Source organism: Bradyrhizobium sp. CCBAU 21365 (assembly GCF_015291305.1).
In the GTDB taxonomy this organism is placed as follows: domain Bacteria; phylum Pseudomonadota; class Alphaproteobacteria; order Rhizobiales; family Xanthobacteraceae; genus Bradyrhizobium; species Bradyrhizobium elkanii.
This window is the reverse complement of record NZ_CP030036.1, coordinates 883,874-910,254: the sequence shown is the minus strand read 5'-3', so window position 1 is coordinate 910,254 and position 26,381 is coordinate 883,874. Positions and strand designations below refer to the sequence as shown.

Below are 26,381 nucleotides of genomic sequence, written 5' to 3'. Positions count from 1 at the left end.
TCCTTCGACGGCTCGCCGTCTGATCGAAGAACAGAGCTTGCCTGCGCAGCAGCTGTGCAAAGGCGCACCGTGGATGGTCAAAGCGGTTGATCTGGAACATCCCCAAGTCAAGGGCGCGGCGGTTCCGGCGGCCATCGTCTGGCGATCCGGGTCAAAAAGAAACTCAACTCCAAGGGGGTAGCGAGGTGGGCAGCATGAACCTGACTCGAGCGCGCGAGCAGCAGCACGTTCTCGCCGTTGGCGATCCAACGTGACGGCGGCCAGGTCGCGGATCTGCTTCGGTCGATCGACGGCTGCGTCTATGATCCTTGCGCACGACCTCGCGCTCGCACAGTAGGATCAGCGTCTCACGCGCCGACAGGTTCACGCGCGCCGTCTCGTCGGGCAGGTTGTCGAGCTGGTCGCGGATGCCGGAGAGCTGCGAGCGCGCCAGCATGGCCCCCAGCCAATCGATTGGTGCTTCGGTGACCTTCTTTGTACGCACCATCAGAAGCTCCCTCCGATCGTAGCTTCGTATTCGGCAAGAGGACGTAACAACGAGGGCAGTGGTGAAGGCGCCGGCACTGTCGGTGTCGCGGTTGCTGGTTGGCAGACCGCGCCATCGCGACAGGCAACCCCGTCGAGGTGGGCGAACTCGACGATCCGCAGCCGGCGATCCTCCGATTGCCTGTGACCGCAACCTCGCGCATGCCATGGTGGATGCGCACCTCGCCAGCCGCGACCGTCACCGCCACGCGCTCGCTGATCAGCCGCCAGGGTACCGTAGTTGTTCGTATCGATCTCGACAGCACAATCGTTGCCGACGACGCGGGCCAGTTCGCGCGGCGATCCGAGCGACGCCGAGCGGCTTCGACCGGTGTACCTCGTCACACGCAAAGCGAGTGATCGGCGCCACGCCCGTCGTGCCGTGGATACGTACGTTCGCCACCCCGCCCTCCCACTCGGCGAGATGCGTCTCGAATGCCTCCCAGCTCGCGAAGGAATGCCCCGCGATCACGCTCTTCTTCACGTAGCGGACGCCATTCTCCGTCTTGCCCTTTGTGCGCGCCCGATACGGTGCGCAGGCGCGAGGACGGAAGCCCCAATGCTTCGCGAACGTGATGAGCTTGTCGTCAAACTGAACCGACCGGCTCACCTGTCGTGGCGCACCACGAGCGCGCGTGGATTGTCCTTCAGCACTTCCTCCGGCAAGGTCGTGAATGCGCTCTCGAGCCCAGCGAACCAGTGCTCTTGCTTTTCGGCGCGGGTCGCCACGAACACAAATGCTTTGACCTTCGCCCCGCCGATATCGACCAGACGCTCGCCGAAGTCGATCTGTAGCTGCCGCCCCGGGGGCGTCTCGAACCGGGTCGTCGCCAGAGCTTCGGCCTTCAGTGCCTGGCGGTAGGGCTGCACGGCGCGTCGCAGCGTTCGCCGGCTGACCGCCAAGCCGTTTTCGGCCAACAGGTCGTGACGGACCGCATCCGCATTGCCGCGATGTCGAATGAACCTCTCGCGCAGCCAGCCTTCAAGGCCATGACCCGCTTCGCCCGCTCAGGCGACTTGAAGGCTTCACCCACCCGCGCCACGTAGTCCTTCACCGTCTGCAGCCCAGCTGGCGCGCAATCCGCTTCAGACCTCACCCACACACCCTCAGGTGCAACATCTCCGTCACGTCATCCGGCGTATTCATCACCTGCCCCTGTGAATTACTCCACGACAAGCCTTTGATTCGTTAGAGCTGGCCCCGCAAATTCGGACAGTAGCTTGAGTGGATTTTCTGCCTGACAGCGGCGAGGATTCTTGCTGCGAATCAGGAGCGAAGATGACGAAGAAGAGCCGCCGGACGCATTCTCCGGCATTCAAGGCGAAGGTTGCTTTGGCTGCGGTCAAAGGAGACAAGACACTGGCGGAGCTGGCGCAACTGTTTGATGTTCATCCGAACCAGATCACGATCTGGAAAAACCAGCTCCTGGAAGGCGCCGCCGGCGTGTTTGGGCATGACAAGACATCGGCCGAGACGCCGGTCGATTTGAAGGCGTTGCATGCCAAGATCGGCGAGCTGGCGTTGGAAAACGATTTTTTGTCCGGCGCGCTCACCAAGGCGGGCCTGCTGAGCGCAAAGCGATGATCGACCGCGGTCATGATCTTTCTATCGTGCGCCAGGCGAAGGTCCTGAAGCTGGCTCGCAGCACGGTCTACTATGAACCTCGGCCAGTTTCGGCCGAGGACCTTGCCTTGATGCGTCGGCTCGATGAGCTGCATCTCGATTATCCCTTCGCGGGAGCGCGTATGCTGCGATCGTTGCTGCGGCGGGAGGGGGTATACGCCGGTCGCCGCCACATCGCGACGCTGATGAAGCGCATGGGGATCGAGGCGGTCTATCGTCGCCCGAACACGAGCAAGCCGGCTCCGGGTCACAAGATCTACCCGTACCTGTTGCGCGGATTGAAGATCGAGCGGCCCGACCATGCGTGGGCAATGGACATCACCTACATTCCGATGCGGCGTGGCTTCGTCTATCTCGCGGCGGTCGTCGATGTGTTCAGCCGACGGGTCCTGGCCCATCGCGTCTCGATCACAATGGAGGCGGCCTTCTGCGTCCAAGCGGTCCAGGAGGCGTTGGCGAAGCACGGCAGACCCGAGATTTTCAACACGGATCAGGGCAGCCAGTTCACCAGCCTCGAGTTCACCGATGTGCTGCTGGACGCGAAGATCGCCATCAGCATGGACGGCAAGGGCGCCTGGCGCGACAACGTGTTTGTCGAGCGGCTCTGGCGCACGGTCAAATACGAAGAAGTTTATCTCCGCGCCTACGACAGCGTGTCCGAGGCGCGAGCGTCAATTGCCAAGTATCTGGCCTTCTACAATCAGGGACGCCCTCACTCGAGCCTTGACGGGCGCACGCCCGACGAGGCTTACTTCGGCACGCAAGCTATGGTGATGGCCGCATGACCGTCGCCGACGATTTTGTCGTCGCTCTGGTCGGGCTACGCCCTCCCGACGCAACGACAAAATCGTAAAGCCCCGCGTTCAGCATAACCCGGCAGGAATCCACTTAAATCCAGCGGGGCGCTGTCCAAACAACCGGGGCCAGCTCTGTTCCTCGTTCATTCGCTCTCTCCTCGGCTATCCAAGGAGGGGGCAATTCCTCGTGACGTCGAGGGGGCAGTTTTCGATGGCGCGCGCGACAGCGAGCCGACTTTGTTGTATCAGTCTGGCTCTGCCCTTTGGCAGAGCCAGAAAGCCAAACAAGCTCGGCCGAAGCTGTCTCGATGGGAGAACTCCAGCCATCTTGGGACGTCAAACAGCACGCGCCATGTTCGATGCGGAGCGCGTTTTCGTACGATCGCTGTCGCTACTGTCGATCAGGTTGGCAGCAGCCATGTGCACTCCACGACAACATACTCCGGAATGCTGTCCAGCGAGGACTTGCCGACGGCCCGAATTTGACGCGTCTGAATGCCAACGGGCGATCGAAGCGATTACCCCTTCTGGGAGTAAAGAGTCGGAATTCGGTGGAGGAGCTCGCCCGGACCTCAACGACGAAAAATCAATGGGGCCGCGAGACGATGCAGTCCCGCGGCCTCGCCACCGGAATTTAGTGAAAAGACAGTTTAAGTATAAAATCCCTCAGCCGGTGTTCTTTCAAGTAGAACACCGTGTTCCAACACTTGCCAATCCGGACAGCTACGGGGAAACGCGTGCAACCGCAGACCAATGCGGCCGCGAGATCGATGAAGAAGCCGGTAAAATTACGGTTCGCCTGTCCTATTCGCCTGTCATAACGGGTGCCAAGCGTCGAAAGAGTGTATCAGCGAGCAGAAGCAGCGCTCGATGCTATGCGCTGTTTGTAGTCGTCGGCGTCGTGCGTAATGGTGATCCTGCAGGTGCCGTTTGAGCGTATCATTGCTGTTGCGCTGATTGCGCGATGTTCGTGCATAACTGCCGGTTGCCGAGGCCCGCTTCAGCGTACGGCTTCCGTTCGCTTAAACCATTTCCTCGGTAAGCCAATGTAGTAGCCGCGCATGCGAAGCTCTGCCTCTCATCTATTGATGTGTTTCGCAAGCGGAACACACCACCGACACGATTGATTATTGCCTCACGCATCTCACGCGCATCGCGTGACGGAGACTTCGCGACGACCGACCTAGTGCTGACGCCAGAGGCCGCCACGCCAGCGGCCGGATCGGTACTCGCGGCTCGTTGCTGGGAAGTCCGGCCTTCAGACCGGCGTGTCGTAGGTGATGGGATAACGCTCTGGAAACGGCCCTCCTGCGTAGTCAATCTCCGCGGCGGGACGGACGCCCCGGATTTGCAGGATGCGGCGAACGATTTCCGGAACTTGGATGCGGCTGATCTGGTCGCCGAGGCAGGTGTGCATCCCGTAGCCCAGATGCATGTAGACCGACTCCGGCCGGTCGATCGCGAAGCTGGACGGCGCCGGCAGTTGCAAGCCATCGCGCATCGCCGACCGGGTCGAGATCAGCACCGTGCTGCCGGCCTTGATTGTCGTCGCGCGCAGCGAGCCCTTGGCTATCCGGTAATCGGTCCGGCAGTGGCGCACCACGAACGGATTGATCGGGTTGAAGCGCAGCGCTTCCCAGCAATAGCGATACATCAGATGGTCGTTGTTGCTGCTGGCGACGTCGATGGCCTCCTTCAGGATCCTCGGGCGCTTGAACAACTCGTCGAGCAGCTGCACGATGGCCGCCGATGTGGTCTCAATCCCGCCGACCAGTGTGCCCATCATATTGGTAATAATGCGTTCGTCGGCGAAGCCGATCGAATCGTCAAAATGGCTATTCAGCAGGCGGCTGAACACGTCCTCGAGCGGCGCCCCATTTTTCAGCTGCTCGCGCCGCTGCGGGAGCAGTTGTGTCAGATAGGCGCGCATCTCCTGCCCAGCGTCAATGTTGTCCTGGTGCACCTTCGGATCTTTGTCCAGGTTGTGAAACATGTCATATTGCGTCGCGCGCGACCAGCGGAACATCGAGGCCAGATCGGGGCCGGGAAAGCCGAAATATTCTCGGGTCAGCTGAATGGGCACCAGGCGCGACAACGTGCTGACCACCTCGATCTGGTTCTGGGTATAGATCTGCTTTTCGACAGACGCATTGGCGAGGCTGCGCACCTTCTGGCGAATTGCCGGCAGATCCTCCATGCGCATGAAGGCGCGCATGATACCCTTGTCGCGCTGGTTTATTTCGGTGCAGTCGCGGCCGAGCATGAAGGGGCCGACCGAAGGGTCCATCATTGGCGCATAGGTGACGTTGAAGATGTCGGGGCGGCTCAGCGCTTCCTGCACGTCGGGGAAGCGGGTGATGAACACCGGCCCCGCGGCGCCCAACGCCAGGTTGGGCCTGACGCGCCGGATGAATGCGAACAATGCATCCGGATGTTTGGCGATCATCCATTTCAGGAACTTCGCCGCCGGCCCCTGTTTCTGTTCCGCCATTGCTGCCGCACCCTAACTCCGAAAAGCTTCGCCTGGTCGGTCGATCCGGGCTTCCGTCCACCTTTCCCCCTGCGGGAGCGAGATGGTCTTCGCTATTGCTCCAGTTGGAGCTGACCCAATCAATTTCAGATCGACTTGAGGAACTCGATGATTGCGTTGCGCTCCTCCGGAGACAGCGCAGGGCCAATGACGCCCTCATGCTTCTCGTTCGAGAATTCGTGGCCGGTATTGCGATTGGCGGGCCTCGACGTATCGATGATGAAGTAGCCCTTGCTGTCGTAGGTCCTGCCTTCAGGAGCGACCGTCCGTGTCACGATACCGACGCGGACAGGATCGAAGCTGGGCTCACCGAGCAGGAAGACTTGTGGGCGCTCCGCAACCGGGCTGAGCAGATCGTAGATCGTCGGCACCGAGCCGTTGTGCAGGAACGGCGCAGTCGCCCATACGCCGTTCAGCGGACGCGCCTTATAGCCGAAACCTGCCGCTAGACAGTTCGGCCGATCGCCTTCGATCTCCGCTTGGACCGTCCCGGTCGACCGAAGCCATTCGTCGATGCCGGATTGGACCACGGCGCCGAGCGCAAGCGCGTAGAGTTGCATCGCATGGTCCGAGAGGTGGATCGTATCCAGCGTGTTGTCAGCCTTCCGTTGGCAGACATCGATGTCGAGGCCGAGCCCTGGGCTGCTCTGGCCCGCCCTGGCCAGTTCGCTGCCGGCGGTGTCCACGGTGCGATTGCGCAGCACGTCGCCCTGGGCCGGATCGGTGCCGATATGGCTTTGCTTGATGATCTTGACGTTGAGTACGGATTCCCTCGTCTGCTTCTCCTGCCCATCGCGACCGCGCCAGCGGATAGGGCCGAAGTTCTTCCAGAACTCCGCGTCCGGGGCCTTGCCGTGCACGATGTCCGGCGTCAGCGCTGGAAGATGGCAGCCGCTGCAATGTTTGTCGTAGAGTTGGGCTCCCACGGCGGCCTTGGCTTTGTCGATCGCAGGAAAGCTGTCGGGCCAGGCTGGCGCATTCAGTCCGGTGAAGGCTTTCGCCACCAGCGGCAGGTCCTTTCCAGCGAGCTGTTGTTCGATCCAGTGCAGATTATCGAAGGGGATGCTGCTGGCAAAACGTCCCCCCTTGGGCGGGGCGGTGAGGTTGAGCTCCGCCGAAACCCCCATCGCCTCGCCGGCATTGCGCACCAATGGCTGCATAATCGAGCCGTCGTACTGCACCCAATCGAACCATGACGATGTCCAGATGTGCGGGTAGCTGACAGGGGCGTTGAGGTTGACGTAGTTGCCGTAGCGCTTGGGGTCGAGTGCGAACACCTGGTTGCCGATGCGATTGAGCGCATCGAGGCGGGTAAACCCTTCCGTGACGTCGATCCCAGCGGGCTGATCGATCAGAGCACCAAGTATTCCATCGAGCTCCTTGGACAGTTGGACGCGTGTAAGATCGCTGTACTCGGTTCCTAAAACGCGCTTCGCGAACCGCCCGAAGCGACCGTCGAAGAAGGGTAGCTTTGCCGACAAAGCGGTCTGTGCGAGCGCAGCGCGGAGCGCATTTGTCAATTGACCGAGATCGGTCACGGCGGGGCCGCCTTCAATGACATAGCGCTTCTCTTTGAAGATCAGTTGGCCGGTATGGCACGCGGCACAGGTCAATCCAACGGCAGTCTCCTTACGCGAAAGTCCGCGGATCGACTGAAACGGCGAATATGCAAAGCCGATCGGCAAACCGTACTCATTGTTCTCGCTTTCGGCAGACTCTATGAATCCAAACCGCAGTAAATAGCGGTTGTCAGAAAACCGTTCTCGTTTGAAAAAGGGGATAGCGAAAGGCGAGTTCAGCGGCGCTTCCAGGGCGAGAAACCATGACAGCGGGATCGGTAAGGTCTGCGTGCCCTGGGCTTTATGATGGAATCGATCGGCGTCTTCGGCGTTCCAGCCCTGATCGAGCGAAACCTGCTCGCTCGCGGAAACCGGTTCAGGGAGACCAGGCGGCGTCAGAGCTTCGATTGTCGCGCCAAGCTGGGAGCTGGTCATGACTGCGATCAAAGCAATGACCACGATGATCGCCAGAAGAACAAGAAAGCGTCGCCACCAAAGGCGCCGAATTGCGCTGGTAACTGTCGACATGGCTCCCCCGTGTCAGCGAACGGCCTCCAGCAGAGAGCCGTGCAAACAGTAATACTACAACTACATGATCTTGTAGGCTTACCCCTGCTGTTGACGTCCTTGAGACGCGATCACTATTCTTTCTGACGTCACAATCGGTGGTCTGTGGAATGGGCGAACTTGACCGCATAACAAGAACATCTAGAGCGTTCGGACGAGCTCTTGTTCGAGCCGCCATCCCATCCTCGCGATCGAATTTGCAGTGACGTTGGGTCCGCTGTGGGAGATCGGGGGGCTGTAATCCGCGGGAACGCGAGCGAACGGAATTGGCCGGGCGCCTGAGGGCAATAGGCTCGCACTCGGAGATCAGGACTCCGTAGGGCGCAATGACCATGAGCATACATCCGGCCACGCCGATCACGATGATGCAGACGGCGAATTCGAGCCAAGCAACGCGGCTACCATTTAACGGCTTCGTTTGGCAAGCACGATGACGGCGCGGCTGACCTGAATTAGCAGCATCGGCGTCAGGCTGTAGCCCGCGACAATGCTCCACATCGTGAGCGTCGGTGGCAGACGTGGAAGACCTCTGTCATCGGCGGCCAGTAGAGAGGGACTGCGAGCAGAGGGCCGTACAGGCCGAGCGCAGCCAGACCCATGGATTGCGCGTGAACTCGTTGAAAACGGTACCGGAGCGGCTGCTGCGCATGGCGACGACGCGCCAGAGTTGTGCGAATGCGACGGCGAGGAATGTGGTGGTGACTATGGCCTCGCCCGTCCAGCCGGGCCGAAACCGCCAGTGTCCCCGCGGTTCTCGCGCTTACGAAGGAAGGCCTCATATCCCTCCGGGTCAACCTCCTTCAGGCGGTTCAGCGCGCGCTTAGCTTCCAGATCGGCGGACTTGCTATGACGCTGTTTGATCTTTTTACTTTTGCTTCCATCTCTGCGAGCTGTCCCGTTGCTGTTGGTACACTCTCGGGTATTGTCTCGAGCTTCGCGCTTGGTCGCGTCTCTTCGAGGCCTTCGACGCACCGATTGGGATGACGAGATGCTGCGGCTCGAATTGAACGACCTTCTCGAAGGTGGGTTTGAGCCGCTCGACGATCTGCACGAGGCCGTCCAGGCGCTGCTCGACCATCCGCGGCGGCGGCGGCGGCGGCTCCGGCGGCCTGCTGCCCGCAGGGCTGATCCAAGCGACCAAGTTTGCATCGTCGCTGTTGAAATGGTTGAAGTCGAGTCGACGTCAGCATCGTCACCTCCGGAGACGTCGGCGTCGCGGCACCGGAAGCTCTGGCAGTATTCCGAGAACGGCACGATCCCCGGCACCGACGACACCTAGCAAGGGATCGACTGCATGGCCCATCCTTCCGCGCAAACGCTCGGGTACCCACGCTAGTAGCCGTGTGCGAGCAGTAACGCCGTCGTGGTCTAGTCATCTGGAACGGAAGTTCGTGACATTAGTTGATCGCTCGGATCTCTAGAGAGGAGAGCGCTCGTGGCGAATGCAGGTGTGAAAGGCCGGCCGATCGCGCCGTTGGTGCTGAGTTCGCAGGAGCGGGCGTACTTGGAGAGGCAAGTTCGTCGTCATCGTGTAGCCCGATCGCTATCTGAGCGATGCCGCGCGATCCTGCGGTGTGCAGTTGGTCTGCCAAGCAAGTCTGTGGCTGCCGAACTTGGCATCCATGAACACACCGTCGGCAAGTGGCGCCGCCGATTCTTGAAGGATCGTTGTGATGGCCTGCTTGACGAAGCCCGCCCGGGCCGCCCTCGAACCATCGACGATGATCAGGTTGCCGAGGTAATCGAGCGGACATTGCGTACGACGCCGCCCGACGCAACGCACTGGTCGATCCGCTCGATGGCTGCGGATACTGGCTTTTCTCACACCACGATCCGCCGAATGTGGACGGCGTTCGGCTTGCAGCCGCACCGCAGCCAGACATTTAAACTATCGAGCGATCCGCTATTCGTCGATAAGGTGCGCGATATTGTCGGGCTTTATCTGTCGCCGCCTAACCGAGCCGTTGTCCTCAGTGTCGATGAGAAAAGCCAGATCCAGGCACTCGATCGCGAGCAGCCGGTCTTGCCGATGATGCCTGGGGTGCCGGAACGTCGCACGCATAGCTATGTGCGGCATGGTACGACCACGCTGTTTGCCGCGCTCGATGTCGCTTCCGGCTTCGTCATTGGCAAATGCTACAAGCGCCATCGGGCGCTCGAGTTCTTGAAGTTTCTCAAAGAGATCGACGCTCAAATCCCTGAGGGGCTCGCTGTCCATATCGTCATGGACAACTACGCTACCCACAAGACCCCCAAGATTAAAGCGTGGCTCGCTCGCCGGCCGCACTATCATGTCCACTTCACGCCGACTTCCGCGTCGTGGATCAATCAGATCGAGCGCTGGTTCGCTGAACTCACCAGAAAGCAGATCCGGCGAGGTGTTCACACCTCCGTCAGGCAGCTCGAAGCCGACATCCGTACCTTCATCGAATTGCACAACAACAACCCGAAGCCCTTCAAATGGACCAAGTCCGCAGACCAGATCTTGGCTTCCGTCAAACGCTTTTGCCACAAAGCCCAGCAGACTCTATGTGGCGAACTTTAGATTCATGTGACTAGCTGCTGTTGTTAGTTGGTAAACTCACCGCCGTTTGTCGTGCTGGTGATTGCAACGCCGTTAACGCATGTTGTCAACAGCCGTTAACGTAAGCGGATCAACTTTCCGGACACGATGCAACCGCAGGCATAAATACACGTTCGTCTGCCTATTTTATAAGGCAGGCCGATCGTCGCAGCCAAAAACCTTTCCGAACATCGAATAGCGGCGAACAAGCGTAAACATCGACACGCACTGCTTTTGGCGACAATCAAAACGACCATCGACTCGTGCTCGTGACGATGACGAACGATGGTCAATCAAGCCACATCGGCATGGGATTCTGAGGAGGTGTCGCTTCTGCAATGCATGTGGAGCGCGGGCCACTCGGTGTCTGCGAGGGGTGGCGATGCGTATCTCGCAACGCCATCATCGGCAAGGTCAAGCGCATGAGAGCTCGCCGAGGCCAAGCAACGCAACAGGGACAAACGACGGCAAAGTCAGCAGCAGTCGCTATCGACTTTGATCCGGCGCTCGTGCAGGAGATGCTCGCCAAGATCGATGGCTATCACGCCGATCTCGCATCCGAACGCGGTTCGTCGATGGCGCGGTGTCGCAACATCCGCGATGTCGATCAGCAACGTCTACAAGGAAGTCAAAGCGCGGAGCTCATCGGCAACCCAACCATCGGCCGTCGCCCCGCGCGAGGGCAAGCGCCTCGAACAGCCGCGGCAGCCGCTGACAGAGCACGGAGCGGTTGTCGCGGCAGGCCTTGTGGCCCAAGGCGCAAGCAATCCAGCTCTTGCAGACGCCGGTCGGGCCGATGATGAGCAGGTTCTGATGCCGGTCGATCCACTCGCCGGCGACGAGCTTTTGGAACAGCGGCTTGTCGAGCCCGCGCGGCGCCTTCATGTCGATAGTCGATCCAGTCCCAATTGATCTTGCCGGCGTGCTGAACCAGTTCGTGCTCCATGTTGATGACCTGCTTGAGCCTGGCCCGGAACAGATCACCTTCGTCCGTCGCCTTCGGCTTCTTCGGTCGCATCGGCTCCTCCCGATACGAGCGCCGAATCATGCCGTGCGATTCGAGGGAATCTCAAACTGCAAATTGCAGGTTCCGAGCTACCGCACTGTCAAAGCCTGCAATCACAAAATCGCCGCAGCCGAAAAACAACGACTCCAGATCAGCCCCTTACCTGTTCTTCACGGACGACTAAGGAGGCACGGATGAATCGATCCATGAGTCAAAAACCAGGCGCACGCTTTACCGAGAAGCAGGGCCATTATCTGGCGTTCATCTATACCTATTCGCACATGTCCGGACGGCCACCCGCCGAATCCTGCATCCCCAGAAGCATCGAAGTCCTTGTGCCGCCAGAAAACTTGCCTATCCTAAGCTGGCCGGTATCAAACCATCAAGATCACTGTGACGAGCCACTAGCTAGTTTCGCCCTCACCTCGTGGCAAGAGGTTAATCGGATGCGTGTGGCGAGAATAACATCAAGCCGAAAGAACACCGAATTCCAGAGTACGCCTAAAGGTTGCCTGGAAGATCGGCGCGAACGTTTGATCCGCGCCTTGGCGAGTCCGAGCCGTCACGGCGCAGGACAGCGCTTCTCTATCCGAGCGAAGCCGCAGCGTCCGCTGCCTTAATCACCTCAGGTGATATTTATTGAGTAGTTCGCCAAGCTCAGTCGCTTCAATCTTTTTTAGAATGAGCTCGCGCAGGAACGCAGGTCCCGGGATCTCAATTTCATTGCCGTCGCGCAGTCTACCCATTGCTGCAAGCAGCTTGCGAATATCATAGGTCGAGTTGAATACCTCGGGCACGCCACGTTCAATCTTGAGGAGGATATACACGGCTTCCATCGCGGTCCGAACGGAGTATTCCGTCGTGAAGATACAATCCCGTTCACCCGACTCCGCGAACTGGCCGATGAAGGCGAAATTGACCGCATCTTTCGGCACAACATCTGGCCGGTCGCCCGCCTGCCGCGGCATGAAGAAGGAAGTGACGTAGGGCATCATCACCGGGACCGTCTTGGCGGCCCCAGCGGCGAGTTCCGGTATACTCGCAACCGGCACACCGAGGTGATAAAGCCATTCTTGCGTGATTTCCTCGCCCGTACAATCTTGCATCGGTTTCCTCACGTAGTCGCCGGCTTTATCGACGAATAGCGAATAGACCCAGACGACGACTTGATCGCTGGGCTGGCGCTTGAAATGCGGCTGGCGATTTGTGGTCCAACTGAGCAACCAGCTCGAATCTTTCACCGTAACGATGCCTCCTGTGACAACCTTGCCGCTGAACGGATCGCGTTTGGCGATCTTGCGGATGTATGCTGGAATGCGTTTGTCCAGGGTCGTGATCGTCGCCGATTCCCATTTGCTTGCAGGAATATTGCCGCAAAAGACATTTGGGCGTCCAAAGGCCGCATCTTTGGCCGCAATACGCCGCCACAGATCCCAGGCGGGCGCCGGTCCTTCGTTGAGCCTGGCGGCCGTGTGATGGTCCCCCATGTCCGAGTTTTCGGTCAGCGACCCGATCGTCATGAAAACAAGATCGTCGGCGCCAATAATGAGACTGCCCTCAATGCCATTCTCCAGCCAGCGGATGGCTGTGGCTTGCTTGCGGCCACGCTTTATGTCGAAATCGATATCGGTGACTCCGACCCCGTAGCGAAAGTTGACGCCTTGCGCCAACAGCCATTTGGATAACGGCAGAACGAGCGATTCATATTGATTGTATTTGGTAAACTTCAGCGTACTGAAATCCGGCAGGCCGCCGATATGGTGGATGAATCGATGCAGATAAAGTTTCATCTCGAGGGCTGAATGCCATTCTTCAAAGGCGAACATGGTCCGCCAATAGAGCCAGAAATTGCTGTTGAAGAAATCTCTTCCGAACACTTCGTCGATGCGCTTGGTCTCCATCTGCTTACGAGTGGCAAGAAAAAGGGCAATCAGCTCTTTCTGGGCCTGTTCGCTCAGTGTGAAGAGGCCATCGGTATGGGCATCCTGCCCCTGCTTCACCGTCGCCCGCCGTAGTGTGTAGTTCGGATCATCCTTGTTCAGCCAGTAAAACTCATCGAGCACGCTGGCGCCTTCAAGTTCGAGCGATGGGATCGAACGAAACAGATCCCAGAGACACTCGAAATGATCCTCCATCTCTCTACCACCTCGAATCACGAATCCCCTTTCCGGATCCTGACAACCGTCCAACGCGCCCCCCGGAACCGTCTGTCGTTCGAGGATGGTGATACGGTCGCCACGCAACTGCCCGTCGCGGATCAAGAAGGCCGCGCCGGAGAGCGCAGCCAACCCCGAACCAACGAACCATGCTGTCTTGCTATCCACGCCGGCGGGTTTGCGGGGCCGAGCAAAAGCTTCGTAATTTCCACTGGTGTAATACATCGCGACATTCGATCTCGTTTGATGTGACAATCCGTCCGCTGATAGTCAGAAGATGTTTTCGACCGCCTGACCCTTCTGCGGGACGCCGATCGTCAGACCGCCATCGACGACGATTTCGGAGCCGGTAAGATAAGAGGACTCGTCGCTAAGCAGGAACAAGACTGCCTGTGACACTTCCTGCGGCTCGGCTGGCCGCGCGAGCGGAATTGGAAAACTGGAAAGATCGATGTTCTCTGTCATCCGAGTGTTGATGAAGCCCGGATGGATAGAGTTTATGCGAACGCCGGACGCGGCGGCCTCCAAGGCAGCGGACTTCGTTATGCCCCGCACGCCGAACTTGGAAGCAACATAGGCGTGAAGCCCAGGACTACCCCTCATCCCCTCGACCGACGAGATGTTGACGATCGAGCCTCCGCCCGCGCGGCGCATCGCAGGTAGGGCAGTCTGCATTCCCAAGAATACACCGGTGAGATTGACAGCCAGGGTCTTCTCCCACTGCTCGAGCGGGAACCGCTCGATGGGAGCCATACTCGCTATGCCTGCATTGTTGACGAGGCCGTGCACCGCGCCGAACTTGCCCTCCGCAGCCGCAATCGCCTGGCACCATTCCCCTGGCTGAGCGACGTCTTGACGCACATAGATCGCGGATGGGCCAAGTTCGGCCGCGAAAGTCGCTCCTTCATTGTCAAGAATATCGGTGATCACGACTTTCGCGCCCTCGGCTACCAGCAGGCGCGCATGAGCGGCCCCCATCCCTTGAGCCCCGCCGGTTACCAAAATGACTTTTTCGCTCACACGTCCCATAACTCTTGGTTCCCTCGATCAGTGGCGGTGCAGGGGTTTTCAGCATCAAAAAGGATGACGGGCGTGTTGATCAAAATGGTTGAGAACGAGCATTGAAAGTCGGGCAAGCCAAGAGTTGCGGTCTGCACCACGCCCCGGACTCTTGGCGATCTGCCCTCTGCTACGTATCATCTTTGATTCCCAAAGCCTGTGCGCAGTACCCGTGTAAATTGGCGCTAAAGCACTTCGATAACGATTTCACGTCGCGAACATGCTTCCGCCGCTCAGGCGTTAGCCATCCTTTGGATTATTGCATTGGCTTTGCCGAACTACCCCGCCTTCTAGACGCCGACAATTTGCGACCGAATTTCCTCCGGTTTCGGAGATAGGATCGGTACCCGCGAGCGGAGCGATACCGGTGCCGAACGGTGCTGAGCTCCTTGTGGATCGAAAAGTGGGGCGCAGAACGCATGAGGTTCTCCTTAGTCTTGCGAATTGGAGTATCCATTCCGTGCAATCGGCGCGCCGAGACTCTGATGGGAAGTCAGCCTCACGTGACTCTTGCACAGGCGCCGGAGGTCTTCCGACTCTCCACCGAGACGGCGATGTCAGGGCCTGCGTTTTCGACCATGCGCAGCGACAATGTTACGCTGATCTGGTTTAATCGAGGCTGTTGCGAAAACTCGTGAGAGAGCCTCATCGACTTTCTGTCCGGATACTTGATCATGTCGGGCTTTCGACATCGCGTCGTCAATCGGACAAGCGAGGAAGGCAACAGAACAAGGGTCGAAAGTTGTCGGGTCACTCGTACCCAATTTGACGTCAGCCAGTGAGCCGTATAAACCGCACGAGGTGCCTGGCATCGACGTTGCATAACGACTGATAGACAAATAGGAATCACCCACTCGCCTTGACGTCATCATCGGTGAGCAGGCTCCGCCGGAATGGATGCACAATCAGGCGCATCCGGCAGCACAGGACAGCTGCCGGCTTCTAGAATGGAAAAGGTCAAGCGTGTCGGATGTTTTCGGATCGTTTAATCCGGCGGATTGAGGTGCAAGGCGCAGAAACGGCACTGCGGCCTCGCGTAGCGAAGATCGCTATCACCGGATCGATGTGCCGCACGGACTACCGAACCCACATCGCTGCCAGCGCAGTACAGTCGCTTCAGGGGCGCTTCAACAACCGGAGAGGCGCGGTGAGATGAATAGCTCAATCTCCAACCGCGCGAATTGTTCTGAGATCAAGGAGGATGCGATGCCCGACGTCAAAGGCATTCCGCTTGATGCGCCTCTTTACCATGGGGGCAAAAATCGTGGCGGTGCGTTTCTCGGCTGCCAAGCCATAAACCTTATGTTCAGCGTGGGGCACGAGGCGAATTGTTTATTGCCGAAGGAACTAGCACCTGCAGCAAACCCTGCAATCGCCATTGTGGGGGTCGCGAGCTATCGCTCAAGCACTGTCGGGCCATACTTGGAGTGCTATTCAGGAATTCAAGTTCGTGATCCCGACGGCGAGACTGGCTACTACATCCCTTACATTTACGTGACGGTAAATGATGCAGCTCTCGCCTCGGGACGAGAGGTTCTTGGTGCTCCAAAAAAGCTGGCGCACATTAGACTGATCAGAGAAGGCGGTCTAATTCAGGGTACGCTCGAGCGTCCGAAAGGCAAGCGCCTGCTGACCCTTACCGCTCAACCAGACGAGCGCATGAGCTCGGATTCGCGGCAGATGTATTCTGCGCGGACGAATTTCTACTCGGTTCGGCAGCTGCCGCCCATCATTGAGTCCGGGAAGGGAGAGGTCACGCAACTCGTCAAATGGTGTACGGACCGAACGTTGCGACGCGACGAGCGTGGCGAAGAAGTTCTATTTACTGGACCAACCTCCCTAACTTACGACTCCCCCTCGATTATCGATCCCGTGCACAACTTGACAGTTGGCCAAGCCCTGCTCGGCACATACGAGGAGTATGACGCAAGGCTCGAGGCCATTGATATCCTTTCGGAGGAATCAAACCCGGTAAACGATGATCGACGAGCTTGAAGAATTCATCCAATCCTAAATTGCTGCCAGCGCTGTCGGTTTGCCAGCTGACGGGCGGTATGTGGGGTTCACCTCCCCGGCGACTCATTCTGGAAGATGGTCGACAAGGCCGGCTTCAAGACCCACGTCTACAACAAGAATAGCGGCAATAAGGAGAAGAAGGCCGACGTGGCGATCGCCACAGCCATGATGGATGGGCGTTCAACATCATCGACAAGGACAACGACGATATCCTGCTGGTTGCCTCGTCAGAAGCAGACGAAAGAGCTGCGCCGGACATGTCGGCTACGGGCCCAAAAGCGCAAACCCGCATTTCTCTGCAGCTCGCTTCGCCCGCCGCAACGTGCTTTCAAGAAAAACGACATAGCAGTTGACTCTTTCTGAATACACTTTCCGATGGCGCGGACTTGATGATGCGCCTAAATGGTTTGCGATGCGCAATACAGCGCGGCGCGATATAGCCGCGGGGAGGCAACATGGGGAACACCCTTGTTGTACACGCGAAACGTCTGCCTCAGTCGCAGAAAGCGCGACGGGCGGCGCAGTATGTCCGCATGTCGACGGATTACCAGCAATACTCGATTGAGAATCAGGCAGTGGTCATCGCGACCTACGCCGAACTTCACAAGCTAACCATCGTCCACACCTATCGTGACGAGGGAGAAAGCGGCCTCAGAATCGAAAACCGGGGGGGCCTTACCGAACTGGTTGAAGACGTGCAATCGGGACGCGCTGACTTCGCTCATCTGCTTGTCTTCGACGTGAGCCGATGGGGACGCTTTCAGGACGTTGACGAGAGCGCGCACTACGAGTTCATCTGCCGCAGGGCGGGCGTCGAGGTTGCTTATTGCGCGGAGCAATTCGACAATGACGGAAGCCTTCTCGCCAGCATCATGAAGAATATTAAGAGAGTGATGGCGGCTGAGTTCAGTCGGGAACTCTCCGCCAAAGTTTTCGCAGGGTCAGTCCGGCTGACGCATCGCGGCTTCAAAATGGGCGGCCCTACGGCTTACGCGTTCCAACGACGTCTCGTCGACGATCAATGCAGACCGAAGGGCATTTTAACGATCGGCCAGCGCAAATCTTTGCTTACCGACCATGTCAAGCTCATCCCCGGTGCGCCCGATCAAGTCGAGATCGTGAATTGGATTCTCCACGAATATCTCCGTCACAAATCGCAGGCCACCATTGCCCGAGAGCTCAACCAGCGAGGGATCTTGAATAGCCAGGGAAGACCGTGGCTTGGAAAGGCTGTCGGTGACCTCCTCCGGAACGAAGCTTATATCGGCGTTCTGACCTACAATCGCAAAAGCAGAAAACTTGGCGCCAAGGTGACGCGCAACCCAAGGGAGCTCTGGATCAGAAAAGAGAATGCCATCGAACCTATCGTCCATCGCGACGCATTCCGGCGCGCGCAAAAGATTATGGGTGAGGGGCGCGTCAGCATTCCCGAAGAGGAAATGTTGCTTCGGCTCCGTAAGGTCCTGATGAAGAAAGGCAAGCTTAGTAAGACGATTATCAATTCAAGTCCGGGACTGCCGTCCATGTCATCGTATGTTTTGCACTTCGGCGCGCTGCGGAACATCTACCGTCTTATTGGGTACAACGGCAATCAAGAATGGTTTGACAAATACGCGTCGCACCAACGGTGGGCCGCCCTTCAGCTTAGCAATGCTGCTCGCCTTCGAGACGCCTTCGAGAGACTTGGTCGCAGTGCCACCCTCAATGCTTCGACTGAATGTCTTCGAATCGACAATGTCGTGAATGTCGTCTTTCGGGTCGCGAGATGCCGCAACTATGAAAACCGGCCCTTGCGCTGGACGCTGCAATACCGCGTGAGGTGGCCGAAGGGATGGGTTGTCGCGGTTCGGCTGGACGAGAAGAACGAAGCGATCTTCGACTATGTCTTGATGCCCTCGGCGTGGCTCACCTTCAGTCGTCGCATGTTCTGGTTCTCAAAGGAAGTCTATAAGGGCCGCACCATAAACCGATTTGACACGTTCGAAGCGCTGTCACGCTTCCTCATCGAATGCGTCGGCAAGGAAAAGCCTTCGTGAGTCTAACACCGCAGATGAAGAAGCCGTTGAAGGCGGCAACTCGCCACGCGACATCGCAACTGCCTTGAACAAGAAAGGCGTACCCGGGCCACGTGGCGGCGCCTGGAACGCCTCGACCATTGACGGTAGCCGCAAGCGCTTGAACGGCATCCTTCAGTACGCCGGGCGGATCATCTGGAACCGCCAAAGGTTCATAAAGGTCCCGGAGACCGGCAAGCGCATCAGCCGCGAAAACCCGCGCGAGCAGTGGATGACTGCTGAGGCAAACGATCTGCACGCGCATGAAGGAAACTGGTTTCTGTGATAACCGGCGCACGGTGCCGCTCGAAGCGATTGAAGCCACGGTTCTAGAGGGGCATCGAGCAGATACTCGCGGTCTGCTGAGATCATGCGTCGGTTTCTTCCAGCTCGGCGATACGCTTGCGCAGCGCGGCGACTTGGCGGCCCAGCTTCCATATCTCGTCGCCGGCCCAGTAGGCGCCGCGCTGGGCGATTTCCTTGCGAACGTCGTCTGCTTCCGCGATCTCGCAGCGGATGACGCTGTCAAAGGCTTCGATGATCAGGTCTCGCACGGGTTATTACCACCTTTTCGGAGCGTGCCGGGGCCATCAGATGCCGGCTTTTGCCGGCCGCGTTGCTCAAATACGTAGAGCGCTCCCTACGGAGCGCTCTACGATCGTCAGTTACGCCTTCGGCAAACTGCCGGCGCGCAAGATGGCTTACGCCTGCCGTACGAGGTTTTCTGGATGCGACGATAGGAAATACCATTCGGCCATGTCAACGTTTAAGTTGTATTCTTTTGTATAACACGTATTGAGTCATTAATTATATCGACACACAAAGGTGCACCGTGTTTGAATCGCGCGATGAAGCGTAGAATCAAACCGAACTCGCAGATGGCGGACTATGAAGTCGTCCTCACCTTCGATGACGGACCGCGGCCGCCGAACACGGATAAGGTGTTGGCTGCGCTCGCACAGGAATGCGCGCGAGCCACGTTCTTTCTGGTGGGCCGATCCTCGGCGGAATTTCCCGAGCTCGTGCGGCGTATGGCCGCCCAGGGCCACACCGTAGCGCACCACAGCTGCCGATCGACGTGATAAGCAGATTGCCCATCCCGGGCCACGAAAACACCGTCTCAACAAGGATTGAGCCCGTGACCACTCCCCCAACAAGCAACCCGAGCACCGTCAATATGGCACGGCCGCGTTCGGCAACGCATGATGGATCAAGATACGCCAGACCGGGATGTCGCGTAGCGGACCGAGTTTGAGCTTCGTCATGGCGTTCCTCCCTTGCCGTAGGGTGCCAATACCAAATCGCGGGTAACGATGACCCGCACGGGGAAACCTGGCCGGATGGTCAGCGTCGGCTGGATGTTGAGCTGGCGCTGCAGATCTGCTGGCCAGTCTGGCTGATGCTGCTAGGTCGTCCAGCGACTCGGCATAGACGACGTATCGCTCCGGGGAGGACCGCCTTGTGCGGTTTGATGGAGGATGAAGACATAGGCGTATGACTGACCATATGCCTATGCCGAAGGTTTCCCGACTTGAAGTCGTCTCGACAGGCGCTCGACGTCGTTGGACATTGGAAGAAAAGCAGCGAATCGTCACCGAGAGCTATGGCGGGCCACGTCTGGTGTCGGTCACGGCACGACGTAACGGGCTGTCGACAAGCCAATTGTTCACGTGGCGCCGGTTGGCGCGGGAAGGCAAGTTGAGCGGGGATGCCGCGCCGGTGCTTGTTCCGGTTGAGATGACGCCTGCGGCGGCTCCGATCTCGAGTGGCGCGCCACAACCGGTGTCTTCACCGCCTGCGCAACGTGCACGGGCCGGCATTATCGAGATCGAGCTTGGGGGCGGCTGTCGCGTGCGCGTTGACCGGGACGTGGACGCGGAGGCGCTGCAGCGGGTTCTTGAGCTTCTGAGACGGCGATGATCCCGATCCCGAGCGGCGTCAGGGTCTGGATCGCCACCGGCCACACCGACATGCGCCGCGGGATGCAAAGCCTGGCGCTTGCGGTCCAGGAGAGCCTGAAGCGCGATCCTCATGCTGGCGATCTCTACATCTTCCGGGGTCGCCGCGGCGATCTGGTCAAGATCCTCTGGCATGACGGGCTGGGCATGTCGCTCTACGCCAAGCGCCTGGATCGCGGCAAGTTCATATGGCCTTCGGCGTCGGACGGCGCAGTATCGATCTCGGCGGCGCAGATGGGTCCAGAAACTAAAGGTCCCAAACGTGAAAATCCTAAACATCTCGAATTTTTCAGAAGGACTCTTGGCTGTCGATAGCGATCGCGCCGACGCGTTTTGTTCGGACGACGCGATCCTCTACACTTTGCGACAAAAGCCGGCTCGCGACCGTCTGGAGGTCGTCGGCCGCCCGCTCTCCTTCGAGCCGTACGGGTTAATGATGCGCCGTGACGACTCTGCGTTTCGCTTGGCTGTCAACAAGACGCTGGCCGAGCTCTTTCGCTCGGGAGAGATAACATCTCTCTACCACAAGTGGTTTGACCAATTTGGAATTCCACTGAGCGAGAAGCTCGAGACCGTTTTGCAAGCGCAAGCAGTCCCTCAATAGCGGCTGGGTCGAATGCTCTCCTACAATTGGAACTGGAGTATTCTCTTCCAGCAGCCGCAGCTTGGATGGCTGCTGGAAGGTCTGCGTCTCACAATAGTCATGGCGGTGGTGAGCTTCCTCCTAGCGCTTGCGATCGGAACCTTAGTCGGTACAGCCCGCACTGCTCGATCGAGAGCGGTGCGTGGAATAGGCTTCGTCTACACAGCTCTCTTTCGGAACGTGCCATTGCTGATCCAGATGTTCCTGTGGTTCTACGTCTTTCCGGAGCTCCTGCCCTCAAATCTTGGACGCTGGGTGAAGCGGGATTGGGCGTGCTTGTCGTCCCTTATGGCGATCGATACGTACGGTTGGTCATCTACGCTGGAATAGGACGGGATCAGATCGATGCGGTCTTGAGCGCTTTTTCGGAGATAGGCCAAAGCTTAGAGGCGAAATACCCCGATACACTGTCGACATCCTAAGCCGCGGGCATCGTGCGAAGCGCGTGGGACGCCGACTGCCCACGTGCATCGATCACGGTCCCGGCCGCGTTTGAGGCTAGATCACGTCGAGGAACACCGACCAAGAAATAATAGCGGGATTATAGCCAGTGTTTTGAGGCCTAGCACCATGGCATGAGTTGACGTATGAAAACTCGTGCGATTGTAGCCTGGAATGTGCGTCGGATTCGCGTGAATCGGGGTATCTCGCAGGAGCAATTGGCTTGGAAGGCCGGGATCGACCGCTCCTACATGAGTAGTCTTGAGCGGCAATCGAAGAACCCGACGATTGATCTTCTCGACCGCATCGCCGAAACGCTGGACGTGCAGTTGTCCGAGTTCTTTGTTCTGCCGCCCAAAGGTGCTAGGTCTCCGAAGACCTTGCCTAAAAGCCGCAAGCCAGCGGGTCCACGTCGCAAGAAAAAATAGCGAATTTCAACGGCTTCTACGTAGCCAATTGAGGGACTTAGAACACCAATTTCGCCCGACAAGCCTTCTTTGCCGGCCGAACAGGGCTGTGATTAAATTGGAGTGCGTTTCACAGCACGGGAGTGAGTGACGACTGGTTGCCGGATGCAGGTTCGCGAAATGCATTGGCGGGCGCGGTCGCATCGGAAGAGGAGACTTCGATAATCGCAATTGCCTCGACTTTTTCAACCATTTGTACGCAGCCGATTGACCACGGCAACCGGGTTCATCCCCACTGGGGCGATCTTTCGTAGTCCACGTGTGATGTGTCCGGAGGCGCAAAGGCGCGGAGATTACGCCTCATCAGGCAAGTCTATTGGAGCGCCAATTGAGCTTGAAGAATATCTGATCGATTCGCCGTGATCTCGGGATGCCCCGGCTGTGGGAAGTCCACGCTGCTGACCGAACTCGGCCGACGCGGCTACGCGACGATAGATGAGCCTGGACGCCCGGTCGTAAGGAAGGAATTGGAGTCGGGCGTTCCCGCGTTGCCCGGGACAGGTATTGAAGCGCGCCTGCACAGTGCGTTTGATCTTTCCCTTGAAAACCTGACGCGAGCGAGTGCGTTCGACGGCTGGGTTTATTCGATCGCGGCCTGATCGACGCCGCAGCGGGTCTCGAACGCGTGACAGGCGAGCCGGCGACAAGGAACTCGGACAGGCACGCCACTATCATCGACGCGTGTTCATCGCTTCCGCCTTGGCCGGCCATCCACGCGACCGATCAAGAGACGCGTCATGATTTCGAGGATGCCTGTCGAAAACGAGCATCTTCTGAAGGTTTTCCCGATGCTCGGCTATGAAGTGGCACTACTCCCAAACTCAGCGTGGTGGAAAGGGCCGATTTCGTTCTTTGAGTGCCGACGTCCAACGAACATCACCAATTATAAACACGTGCAGTCGAACGGAAAGTCCATGGCAAGGGCCGCTATGGCGAATCAATTGTCAGCCTGCTGCCGTGAATCTGCCGAACGGGCACTGAAAACGGATCGAAGTCCTTCAGGCAACGCACGTTCACTGCCCATCCGTCGAACGGCCGAATGCCGGCTTCGCGTTCTGCTGCGGTGGGCTGGCTTGGTTTGCGGAACGGCAAAATACCGCAAACCGGGCAAAAATAGTCAGCCGCAGTGAATAAACCCCAGCGATAGACCGACAACTCCTGGAGGGGCGTCAGGAGCCGGAAGTCGCCCTCGGCGACGCGATAAATCAGCGCGCCACGCTTCGAGCAGATAGAGCAGTCGCAAACCCGCACATGGTCGATATCGGCGTCGATCTCGAAACGGACGGTGCCGCAGTGACACGAGCCGGTGTACGTCTTCATCATCGGCGGTTTGTCTCTAGAAGCCCGACCGAAGATAGATCAACGGATGGGGCCTGACAAAATCTCGTTGATCCTGTTCGCAAACACATAATAGCCGCAACTCCGCCAGCAAGTCACGGGCGCGGCGCGCTGATTGGCTCCTGGCTTACTCGCTCGATTGGAGTCGAGAAGAACTCGGGTGGAAGAAATGCCAGTCGTCGCCTTGAGACACACACCGTCTAAAGATACGCCCGCTTCAATGGCGAGGTCATTGGTTAACCAGTCTGGGAAATCGAGCGTGAATGTGCGAACACTATCCGTGTCTTCGACTGAGGCAATCTTGGCAACGCTTGTACAATTGTCGCAAACACAGGATCCCCCCTCATCCCGTTGACATCACTCGCTAGGTCGCAGTCGATCCTGGCAGGCCGTCGAGGGATATAGCTCGCATCAGACGGTCGCATACGGGGCCAGGGGGTCGCCTCTGATCGAGTTGATCCAGGGGAGGGCATGCATTTCGCAGTTGAGCACGCGGGTCGCCTAACACTTTTTGGATGGTCCACGATCCGCTCGCCGTCGGCGGCGGACATCGTTCGTCCGCTATCCTCCAACCCGCCAGACAGCCAATCGATCCAGAGCCGACCGTCGGGGTTGAGCATCACTCGCCTGGGGACGAGTCAGTCTGCTGGGCATCCTCCGGGATTTCTTGCCGCAGTTTCGGCCCTTGATTGAGCCGGCGGCCCAATGCGGCAAGGAAATTATCATAACGCGCTCCGGCCTGTGCTCTCGCGGCCTTGGCGGCGGGTTCGGGGAGTGATGGTGTTGTCGTGAGCCAGAAGCGGATGAAGAGAGCGATAGTCTCGACCGAAATCCCGACATCCCGCTCAAGGCGCGCGATCCGGCGGTCGATCTGGTCAAGACGCTTGGCAGTAGCAGCCTCTCGCCGTTCATCGGCGTCCGGCGACAGAAAGGAAGCGATCGCGGCTTCCGCGATAAGCGACAGCGACTGCTCGCGCCGGGCGGCGTAGGCCGATAGCGCCTTCATGACATCAGGATCGAGATAGACCGACAGCTGAGCCTTCTTTTTTGTCCCGATCATGGCTACCTCACAATCCGAGATCGTCGCCGGGATCGAGGGAGGCTTGGCGCGCCACGCCCTGCATCATGTCGTTCATGCGCCTGATCCGCGGGACATCTTCATCGAGCTCATCCACGAGGTCCGAAGCGAACTCGTTCTCGAGTGGTTCCTTATTCTCCACCGTGTCTCGATCGAGTTCCGGCTGCTGCCTGCGGTCGGCGGCCTTTGGATCTTCGTCATCCGTCTGGTCGTCGTTCAACGTCTCCAATGCCCTTGGGCGCGGCGGCAATGGCCTTGAGCTCCAATCGTCCAACCGGCCGCCATTGGATTTCGTCAGCATCGGCGGCGCCATGATGCGCTCCTGGAAACGTCTATCTTCGTAATAGCGCGCCTTCTTCGCCCGAATCGGATGGAGGCCCGACATCATGACGATCTCGTCGGAGGGCGGGAGCTGCATCATCTCGCCGGGCGTGAGCAGCGGGCGGGCGGTCTCGGACCGCGACACCATGAGGTGGCCCAGCCAAGGCGCCAGCCGGCTGCCGGCATAGTTCTTCATCGCCTTCATCTCGGTCGCCGTGCCGAGCGCGTCGCTCACGCGCTTTGCGGTGCGCTCGTCGTTGGTCGCAAAGCTGACCCGGACGTGGCAGTTGTCAAGGATCGAGTTGTTGGGCCCGTAGGCCTTCTCGATCTGGTTCAGCGACTGAGCAATCAGGAAACTCTTGATGCCGTATCCGGCCATGAAGGCCAGCGCAGACTCGAAGAAGTCGAGCCGGCCGAGCGCCGGGAATTCGTCGAGCATCAGGAGGAGCCGGCGCCGGCCGGCCTTGGCTTGCAGATCCTCGGTCAAGCGGCGGCCTATCTGGTTGAGGATCAGACGGATCAGCGGCTTGGTGCGATTGATGTCGGAGGGCGGCACGACAAGGTACAGCGTGGTCGCTCGCTCTCCGCCAACGATATCGGTAATCCGCCAGTCGCAGCACCGCGTCACCTCCGCCACCACGGGATCTCGGTAAAGGCCCAGGAACGACATGGCGGTGCTCAAGACACCGGAGCGTTCGTTGCCGGACTTGTTCAGCAACTCGCGGGCAGCGGACGCGACGACGGGATGAACACCGGCCTCGCCGAGATGCGCGGTTCGCATCATTGCGGCAAGCGTCGTCTCAATGGGCCGCTTGGGATCGGACAAGAAGGCTGCGACACCGGCGAGCGTCTTGTCTTCCTCGGCATAGAGGACGTGGAGGATCGCGCCGACCAGCAGGGCGTGACTGGTTTTCTCCCAATGGTTCCGCTTCTCGAGGCTGCCCTCCGGGTCGACCAGAATGTCGGCAATGTTCTGGACGTCGCGCACCTCCCACTCGCCGCGGCGCACCTCGAGCAACGGGTTATAGGCCGACGACTTCGCGTTGGTCGGATCGAACAGAAGGACACGGCCGTGTCGGGCGCGAAAGCCGGCAGTGAGCTGCCAGTTCTCCCCCTTGAGGTCGTGGACGATAGCCGAGCCCGGCCACGTCAAGAGCGAAGGGATGACGAGGCCGACGCCCTTGCCCGATCGCGTGGGTGCGAAGCACAGGACATGCTCCGGTCCATCATGGCGAAGATAGGTGCGCTCGAACCGGCCGAGCACCACGCCGTCGGGTCCAAGCAATCCAGCCTGCTCGATCTCCTTTGCCTTCGCCCACCGCGCGGACCCATAAGTCTCGGCATTCTTCGCTTCGCGGGCGCGCCAGACCGACATACCGATCGCGACCGCCGCAGCGATGATGCCGCCGGATGCCGCGATGAAGGCGCCCTCGGTGAAGATTGAGGGCGCGTAAGCATCGTAGGCATACCACCACCAGAAGAAGGCAGGCGGAAGGTAGAACGGAAAATGGAGCAGCTCGAACCAGGGCTGCCCGAGCTGCGGCTGAAAGCCGAGGCGCCAAGCCGTCCATTCCGTCGCGGCCCAGATCGTGAGCAGGACGATGCCGAAGACCATGATGACCTGCCCCCAAAGAATCTTGGTCGCCGACATGGCGGCCGCCCTCTCCTGACGTCGGTGA

26 protein-coding genes and 4 pseudogenes are annotated in these 26,381 nt (G+C 58.9%); 15 read left to right on the top strand and 15 right to left on the bottom strand.

The features are described 5' to 3' along the window. Positions 1-163 precede the first annotated feature (163 nt). Both XI02_RS45015 and XI02_RS46205 read right to left on the bottom strand, forming a co-directional pair. A complete protein-coding gene (locus XI02_RS45015; protein ID WP_014490252.1) occupies positions 164-487 on the bottom strand; it encodes a hypothetical protein in 324 nt (107 codons plus the stop codon). After that, positions 487-1,672: pseudogene (locus XI02_RS46205) on the bottom strand (transposase). Before XI02_RS46205 ends, XI02_RS45015 begins: the two are co-directional and overlap by 1 nt. 132 nt (positions 1,673-1,804) lie before the next feature. On the opposite strand from XI02_RS46205, the gene XI02_RS04180 reads away from it, so the two are divergent. Further along, positions 1,805-2,934 (top strand): IS3-like element ISRj2 family transposase gene (locus XI02_RS04180; RefSeq protein WP_085967575.1). Its coding sequence is split into 2 segments (ribosomal slippage): positions 1,805-2,057 and positions 2,057-2,934, totalling 1,131 coding nucleotides; the frame shifts between segments, so codons are not numbered across the junction. 1,270 nt (positions 2,935-4,204) lie between these two features. Here XI02_RS04180 and XI02_RS04170 read toward each other — a convergent pair. Beyond that, positions 4,205-5,392, bottom strand: coding sequence for a cytochrome P450 (locus XI02_RS04170; protein ID WP_244436112.1), 1,188 nt, complete (start codon positions 5,390-5,392; stop codon positions 4,205-4,207). Between the two features lie 170 nt (positions 5,393-5,562). Next, a complete protein-coding gene (locus XI02_RS04165; protein WP_011082853.1) occupies positions 5,563-7,563 on the bottom strand; it encodes a cytochrome c in 2,001 nt (666 codons plus the stop codon). A 1,027-nt stretch (positions 7,564-8,590) separates the two neighbouring features. Between XI02_RS04165 and XI02_RS04160 the strand changes: the two genes are divergently transcribed. Together XI02_RS04160 and XI02_RS04155 are read left to right on the top strand one after the other, a co-directional pair. Then, a complete protein-coding gene (locus tag XI02_RS04160; RefSeq protein ID WP_011082854.1) occupies positions 8,591-8,881 on the top strand; it encodes a hypothetical protein in 291 nt (96 codons plus the stop codon). 156 nt (positions 8,882-9,037) lie between these two features. Next, complete coding sequence (locus XI02_RS04155) at positions 9,038-10,147, top strand: IS630-like element ISBj5 family transposase (protein ID WP_011082855.1); 1,110 nt, start codon at positions 9,038-9,040, stop codon at positions 10,145-10,147. A 491-nt stretch (positions 10,148-10,638) separates the two neighbouring features. Here the strand turns inward: XI02_RS04155 and XI02_RS44805 are convergent, their stop codons facing one another. Together XI02_RS44805 and XI02_RS04150 are read right to left on the bottom strand one after the other, a co-directional pair. After that, positions 10,639-10,779 (bottom strand): hypothetical protein, encoded by a 141-nt coding sequence (locus XI02_RS44805; protein ID WP_016841328.1) that lies wholly within the window; start codon positions 10,777-10,779, stop codon positions 10,639-10,641. A gap of 43 nt (positions 10,780-10,822) precedes the next feature. Then, positions 10,823-11,047: pseudogene (locus tag XI02_RS04150) on the bottom strand (ATP-binding protein); the annotation flags it as partial. Positions 11,048-11,365: 318 nt separating this feature from the next. On the opposite strand from XI02_RS04150, the gene XI02_RS45005 reads away from it, so the two are divergent. Next, the gene (locus tag XI02_RS45005; RefSeq protein WP_223153801.1) at positions 11,366-11,791 is read left to right on the top strand and encodes a hypothetical protein; all 426 of its coding nucleotides are present in this window, start codon (positions 11,366-11,368) and stop codon (positions 11,789-11,791) included. Here the strand turns inward: XI02_RS45005 and XI02_RS04140 are convergent, their stop codons facing one another. Continuing rightward, on the bottom strand, positions 11,792-13,552 hold the full coding sequence (locus XI02_RS04140) for an oleate hydratase (RefSeq protein ID WP_011082857.1): 1,761 nt from the start codon (positions 13,550-13,552) through the stop codon (positions 11,792-11,794). 45 nt (positions 13,553-13,597) lie between these two features. Then, positions 13,598-14,356, bottom strand: a complete 759-nt coding sequence (locus XI02_RS04135; protein ID WP_011082858.1) for a glucose 1-dehydrogenase — start codon at positions 14,354-14,356, stop codon at positions 13,598-13,600. A gap of 1,182 nt (positions 14,357-15,538) precedes the next feature. Here XI02_RS04135 and XI02_RS04130 point away from each other — a divergent pair. From XI02_RS04130 to XI02_RS04115, 4 genes are all read left to right on the top strand, one after another. Continuing rightward, positions 15,539-16,381, top strand: coding sequence for an acetoacetate decarboxylase family protein (locus XI02_RS04130; RefSeq protein ID WP_011082860.1), 843 nt, complete (start codon positions 15,539-15,541; stop codon positions 16,379-16,381). 96 nt (positions 16,382-16,477) lie between these two features. After that, positions 16,478-16,765, top strand: a complete 288-nt coding sequence (locus XI02_RS04125) for a hypothetical protein (protein WP_011082861.1) — start codon at positions 16,478-16,480, stop codon at positions 16,763-16,765. Positions 16,766-16,857: 92 nt separating this feature from the next. Next, entirely contained in the window at positions 16,858-18,438 is a 1,581-nt protein-coding gene (locus XI02_RS04120; RefSeq protein ID WP_011082862.1) for a recombinase family protein, read from the top strand. Between the two features lie 64 nt (positions 18,439-18,502). Beyond that, positions 18,503-18,742, top strand: a complete 240-nt coding sequence (locus XI02_RS04115; protein ID WP_014490262.1) for a recombinase family protein — start codon at positions 18,503-18,505, stop codon at positions 18,740-18,742. A gap of 82 nt (positions 18,743-18,824) precedes the next feature. On the opposite strand, the gene XI02_RS04110 is transcribed toward XI02_RS04115, so the two are convergent. Next, positions 18,825-19,010 (bottom strand): hypothetical protein, encoded by a 186-nt coding sequence (locus XI02_RS04110; protein WP_011082864.1) that lies wholly within the window; start codon positions 19,008-19,010, stop codon positions 18,825-18,827. Between the two features lie 294 nt (positions 19,011-19,304). Here XI02_RS04110 and XI02_RS04105 point away from each other — a divergent pair, with 294 nt between their 5' ends. Continuing rightward, positions 19,305-19,538, top strand: coding sequence for a polysaccharide deacetylase family protein (locus XI02_RS04105; protein WP_011082865.1), 234 nt, complete (start codon positions 19,305-19,307; stop codon positions 19,536-19,538). A 179-nt stretch (positions 19,539-19,717) separates the two neighbouring features. Here XI02_RS04105 and XI02_RS46200 read toward each other — a convergent pair. After that, positions 19,718-19,872: pseudogene (locus tag XI02_RS46200) on the bottom strand (TrbI/VirB10 family protein); the annotation flags it as partial. A 78-nt stretch (positions 19,873-19,950) separates the two neighbouring features. Between XI02_RS46200 and XI02_RS04100 the strand changes: the two are divergent. The 5 genes from XI02_RS04100 to XI02_RS04080 all read left to right on the top strand — a co-directional run bounded on the left by XI02_RS04100 (position 19,951) and on the right by XI02_RS04080 (position 21,926). After that, complete coding sequence (locus tag XI02_RS04100; RefSeq protein ID WP_011082866.1) at positions 19,951-20,376, top strand: transposase; 426 nt, start codon at positions 19,951-19,953, stop codon at positions 20,374-20,376. Beyond that, positions 20,373-20,729: an IS66 family insertion sequence element accessory protein TnpB gene (gene tnpB, locus XI02_RS04095; protein ID WP_011082867.1), complete on the top strand. Its 357-nt coding sequence runs from the start codon at positions 20,373-20,375 to the stop codon at positions 20,727-20,729. Before XI02_RS04100 ends, tnpB begins: the two co-directional genes overlap by 4 nt. Next, positions 20,716-21,018 carry a transporter substrate-binding domain-containing protein gene (locus XI02_RS04090; RefSeq protein WP_014490263.1) on the top strand — a complete coding sequence of 101 codons (303 nt, stop codon included), beginning with the start codon at positions 20,716-20,718 and terminating at the stop codon, positions 21,016-21,018. Before tnpB ends, XI02_RS04090 begins: the two co-directional genes overlap by 14 nt. A 12-nt stretch (positions 21,019-21,030) precedes the next feature. Next, positions 21,031-21,387 carry an ABC transporter permease subunit gene (locus XI02_RS04085; RefSeq protein ID WP_011082869.1) on the top strand — a complete coding sequence of 119 codons (357 nt, stop codon included), beginning with the start codon at positions 21,031-21,033 and terminating at the stop codon, positions 21,385-21,387. 257 nt (positions 21,388-21,644) lie between these two features. Then, positions 21,645-21,926: a helix-turn-helix domain-containing protein gene (locus tag XI02_RS04080; RefSeq protein ID WP_011082870.1), complete on the top strand. Its 282-nt coding sequence runs from the start codon at positions 21,645-21,647 to the stop codon at positions 21,924-21,926. A gap of 109 nt (positions 21,927-22,035) precedes the next feature. On the opposite strand, the gene XI02_RS45940 is transcribed toward XI02_RS04080, so the two are convergent. Further along, on the bottom strand, positions 22,036-22,158 hold the full coding sequence (locus tag XI02_RS45940; protein ID WP_256379488.1) for a hypothetical protein: 123 nt from the start codon (positions 22,156-22,158) through the stop codon (positions 22,036-22,038). A 166-nt stretch (positions 22,159-22,324) separates the two neighbouring features. Between XI02_RS45940 and XI02_RS45000 the strand changes: the two genes are divergently transcribed. After that, the gene (locus XI02_RS45000) at positions 22,325-22,564 is read left to right on the top strand and encodes an AAA family ATPase (RefSeq protein WP_011082871.1); all 240 of its coding nucleotides are present in this window, start codon (positions 22,325-22,327) and stop codon (positions 22,562-22,564) included. 328 nt (positions 22,565-22,892) lie between these two features. Here the strand turns inward: XI02_RS45000 and XI02_RS04070 are convergent, their stop codons facing one another. The 4 genes and pseudogenes from XI02_RS04070 to XI02_RS04060 all read right to left on the bottom strand — a co-directional run bounded on the left by XI02_RS04070 (position 22,893) and on the right by XI02_RS04060 (position 26,353). Beyond that, positions 22,893-23,288: a GFA family protein gene (locus XI02_RS04070; protein ID WP_014490264.1), complete on the bottom strand. Its 396-nt coding sequence runs from the start codon at positions 23,286-23,288 to the stop codon at positions 22,893-22,895. A 536-nt stretch (positions 23,289-23,824) separates the two neighbouring features. Next, a pseudogene (locus XI02_RS44995) lies at positions 23,825-23,926 on the bottom strand (P-type conjugative transfer ATPase TrbB); the annotation flags it as partial. After that, positions 23,923-24,363 carry a ribbon-helix-helix protein, CopG family gene (locus XI02_RS04065; RefSeq protein WP_011082874.1) on the bottom strand — a complete coding sequence of 147 codons (441 nt, stop codon included), beginning with the start codon at positions 24,361-24,363 and terminating at the stop codon, positions 23,923-23,925. The gene XI02_RS04065 and the pseudogene XI02_RS44995, both read right to left, overlap by 4 nt. Before the next feature lie 7 nt (positions 24,364-24,370). Next, entirely contained in the window at positions 24,371-26,353 is a 1,983-nt protein-coding gene (locus XI02_RS04060; protein ID WP_018269525.1) for a conjugal transfer protein TraG, read from the bottom strand. Between the last annotated feature and the right edge of the window lie 28 nt (positions 26,354-26,381).

Bases quoted from the DNA above. Each gene is read 5' to 3' on its own strand.
- XI02_RS04085 (WP_011082869.1), top strand. From the start codon at position 21,031: ATGCTCTCCTACAATTGGAACTGGAGTATTCTCTTCCAGCAGCCGCAG.
- XI02_RS04160 (WP_011082854.1), top strand. From the start codon at position 8,591: ATGCTGCGGCTCGAATTGAACGACCTTCTCGAAGGTGGGTTTGAGCCG.
- XI02_RS04065 (WP_011082874.1), bottom strand. From the start codon at position 24,363: ATGATCGGGACAAAAAAGAAGGCTCAGCTGTCGGTCTATCTCGATCCT.
- XI02_RS04100 (WP_011082866.1), top strand. From the start codon at position 19,951: ATGACTGACCATATGCCTATGCCGAAGGTTTCCCGACTTGAAGTCGTC.
- XI02_RS45005 (WP_223153801.1), top strand. From the start codon at position 11,366: ATGAATCGATCCATGAGTCAAAAACCAGGCGCACGCTTTACCGAGAAG.
- XI02_RS04170 (WP_244436112.1), bottom strand. From the start codon at position 5,392: ATGATCGCCAAACATCCGGATGCATTGTTCGCATTCATCCGGCGCGTC.
- XI02_RS04140 (WP_011082857.1), bottom strand. From the start codon at position 13,552: ATGTATTACACCAGTGGAAATTACGAAGCTTTTGCTCGGCCCCGCAAA.
- XI02_RS04125 (WP_011082861.1), top strand. From the start codon at position 16,478: ATGGTCGACAAGGCCGGCTTCAAGACCCACGTCTACAACAAGAATAGC.
- XI02_RS04165 (WP_011082853.1), bottom strand. From the start codon at position 7,563: ATGTCGACAGTTACCAGCGCAATTCGGCGCCTTTGGTGGCGACGCTTT.
- XI02_RS45015 (WP_014490252.1), bottom strand. From the start codon at position 487: ATGGTGCGTACAAAGAAGGTCACCGAAGCACCAATCGATTGGCTGGGG.
- XI02_RS04120 (WP_011082862.1), top strand. From the start codon at position 16,858: ATGGGGAACACCCTTGTTGTACACGCGAAACGTCTGCCTCAGTCGCAG.
- XI02_RS04070 (WP_014490264.1), bottom strand. From the start codon at position 23,288: ATGATGAAGACGTACACCGGCTCGTGTCACTGCGGCACCGTCCGTTTC.
- XI02_RS04135 (WP_011082858.1), bottom strand. From the start codon at position 14,356: ATGGGACGTGTGAGCGAAAAAGTCATTTTGGTAACCGGCGGGGCTCAA.
- XI02_RS04080 (WP_011082870.1), top strand. From the start codon at position 21,645: ATGAAAACTCGTGCGATTGTAGCCTGGAATGTGCGTCGGATTCGCGTG.
- XI02_RS04060 (WP_018269525.1), bottom strand. From the start codon at position 26,353: ATGTCGGCGACCAAGATTCTTTGGGGGCAGGTCATCATGGTCTTCGGC.
- XI02_RS04130 (WP_011082860.1), top strand. From the start codon at position 15,539: ATGAATAGCTCAATCTCCAACCGCGCGAATTGTTCTGAGATCAAGGAG.
- XI02_RS04105 (WP_011082865.1), top strand. From the start codon at position 19,305: ATGAAGCGTAGAATCAAACCGAACTCGCAGATGGCGGACTATGAAGTC.
- XI02_RS45940 (WP_256379488.1), bottom strand. From the start codon at position 22,158: ATGGTTGAAAAAGTCGAGGCAATTGCGATTATCGAAGTCTCCTCTTCC.
- tnpB (WP_011082867.1), top strand. From the start codon at position 20,373: ATGATCCCGATCCCGAGCGGCGTCAGGGTCTGGATCGCCACCGGCCAC.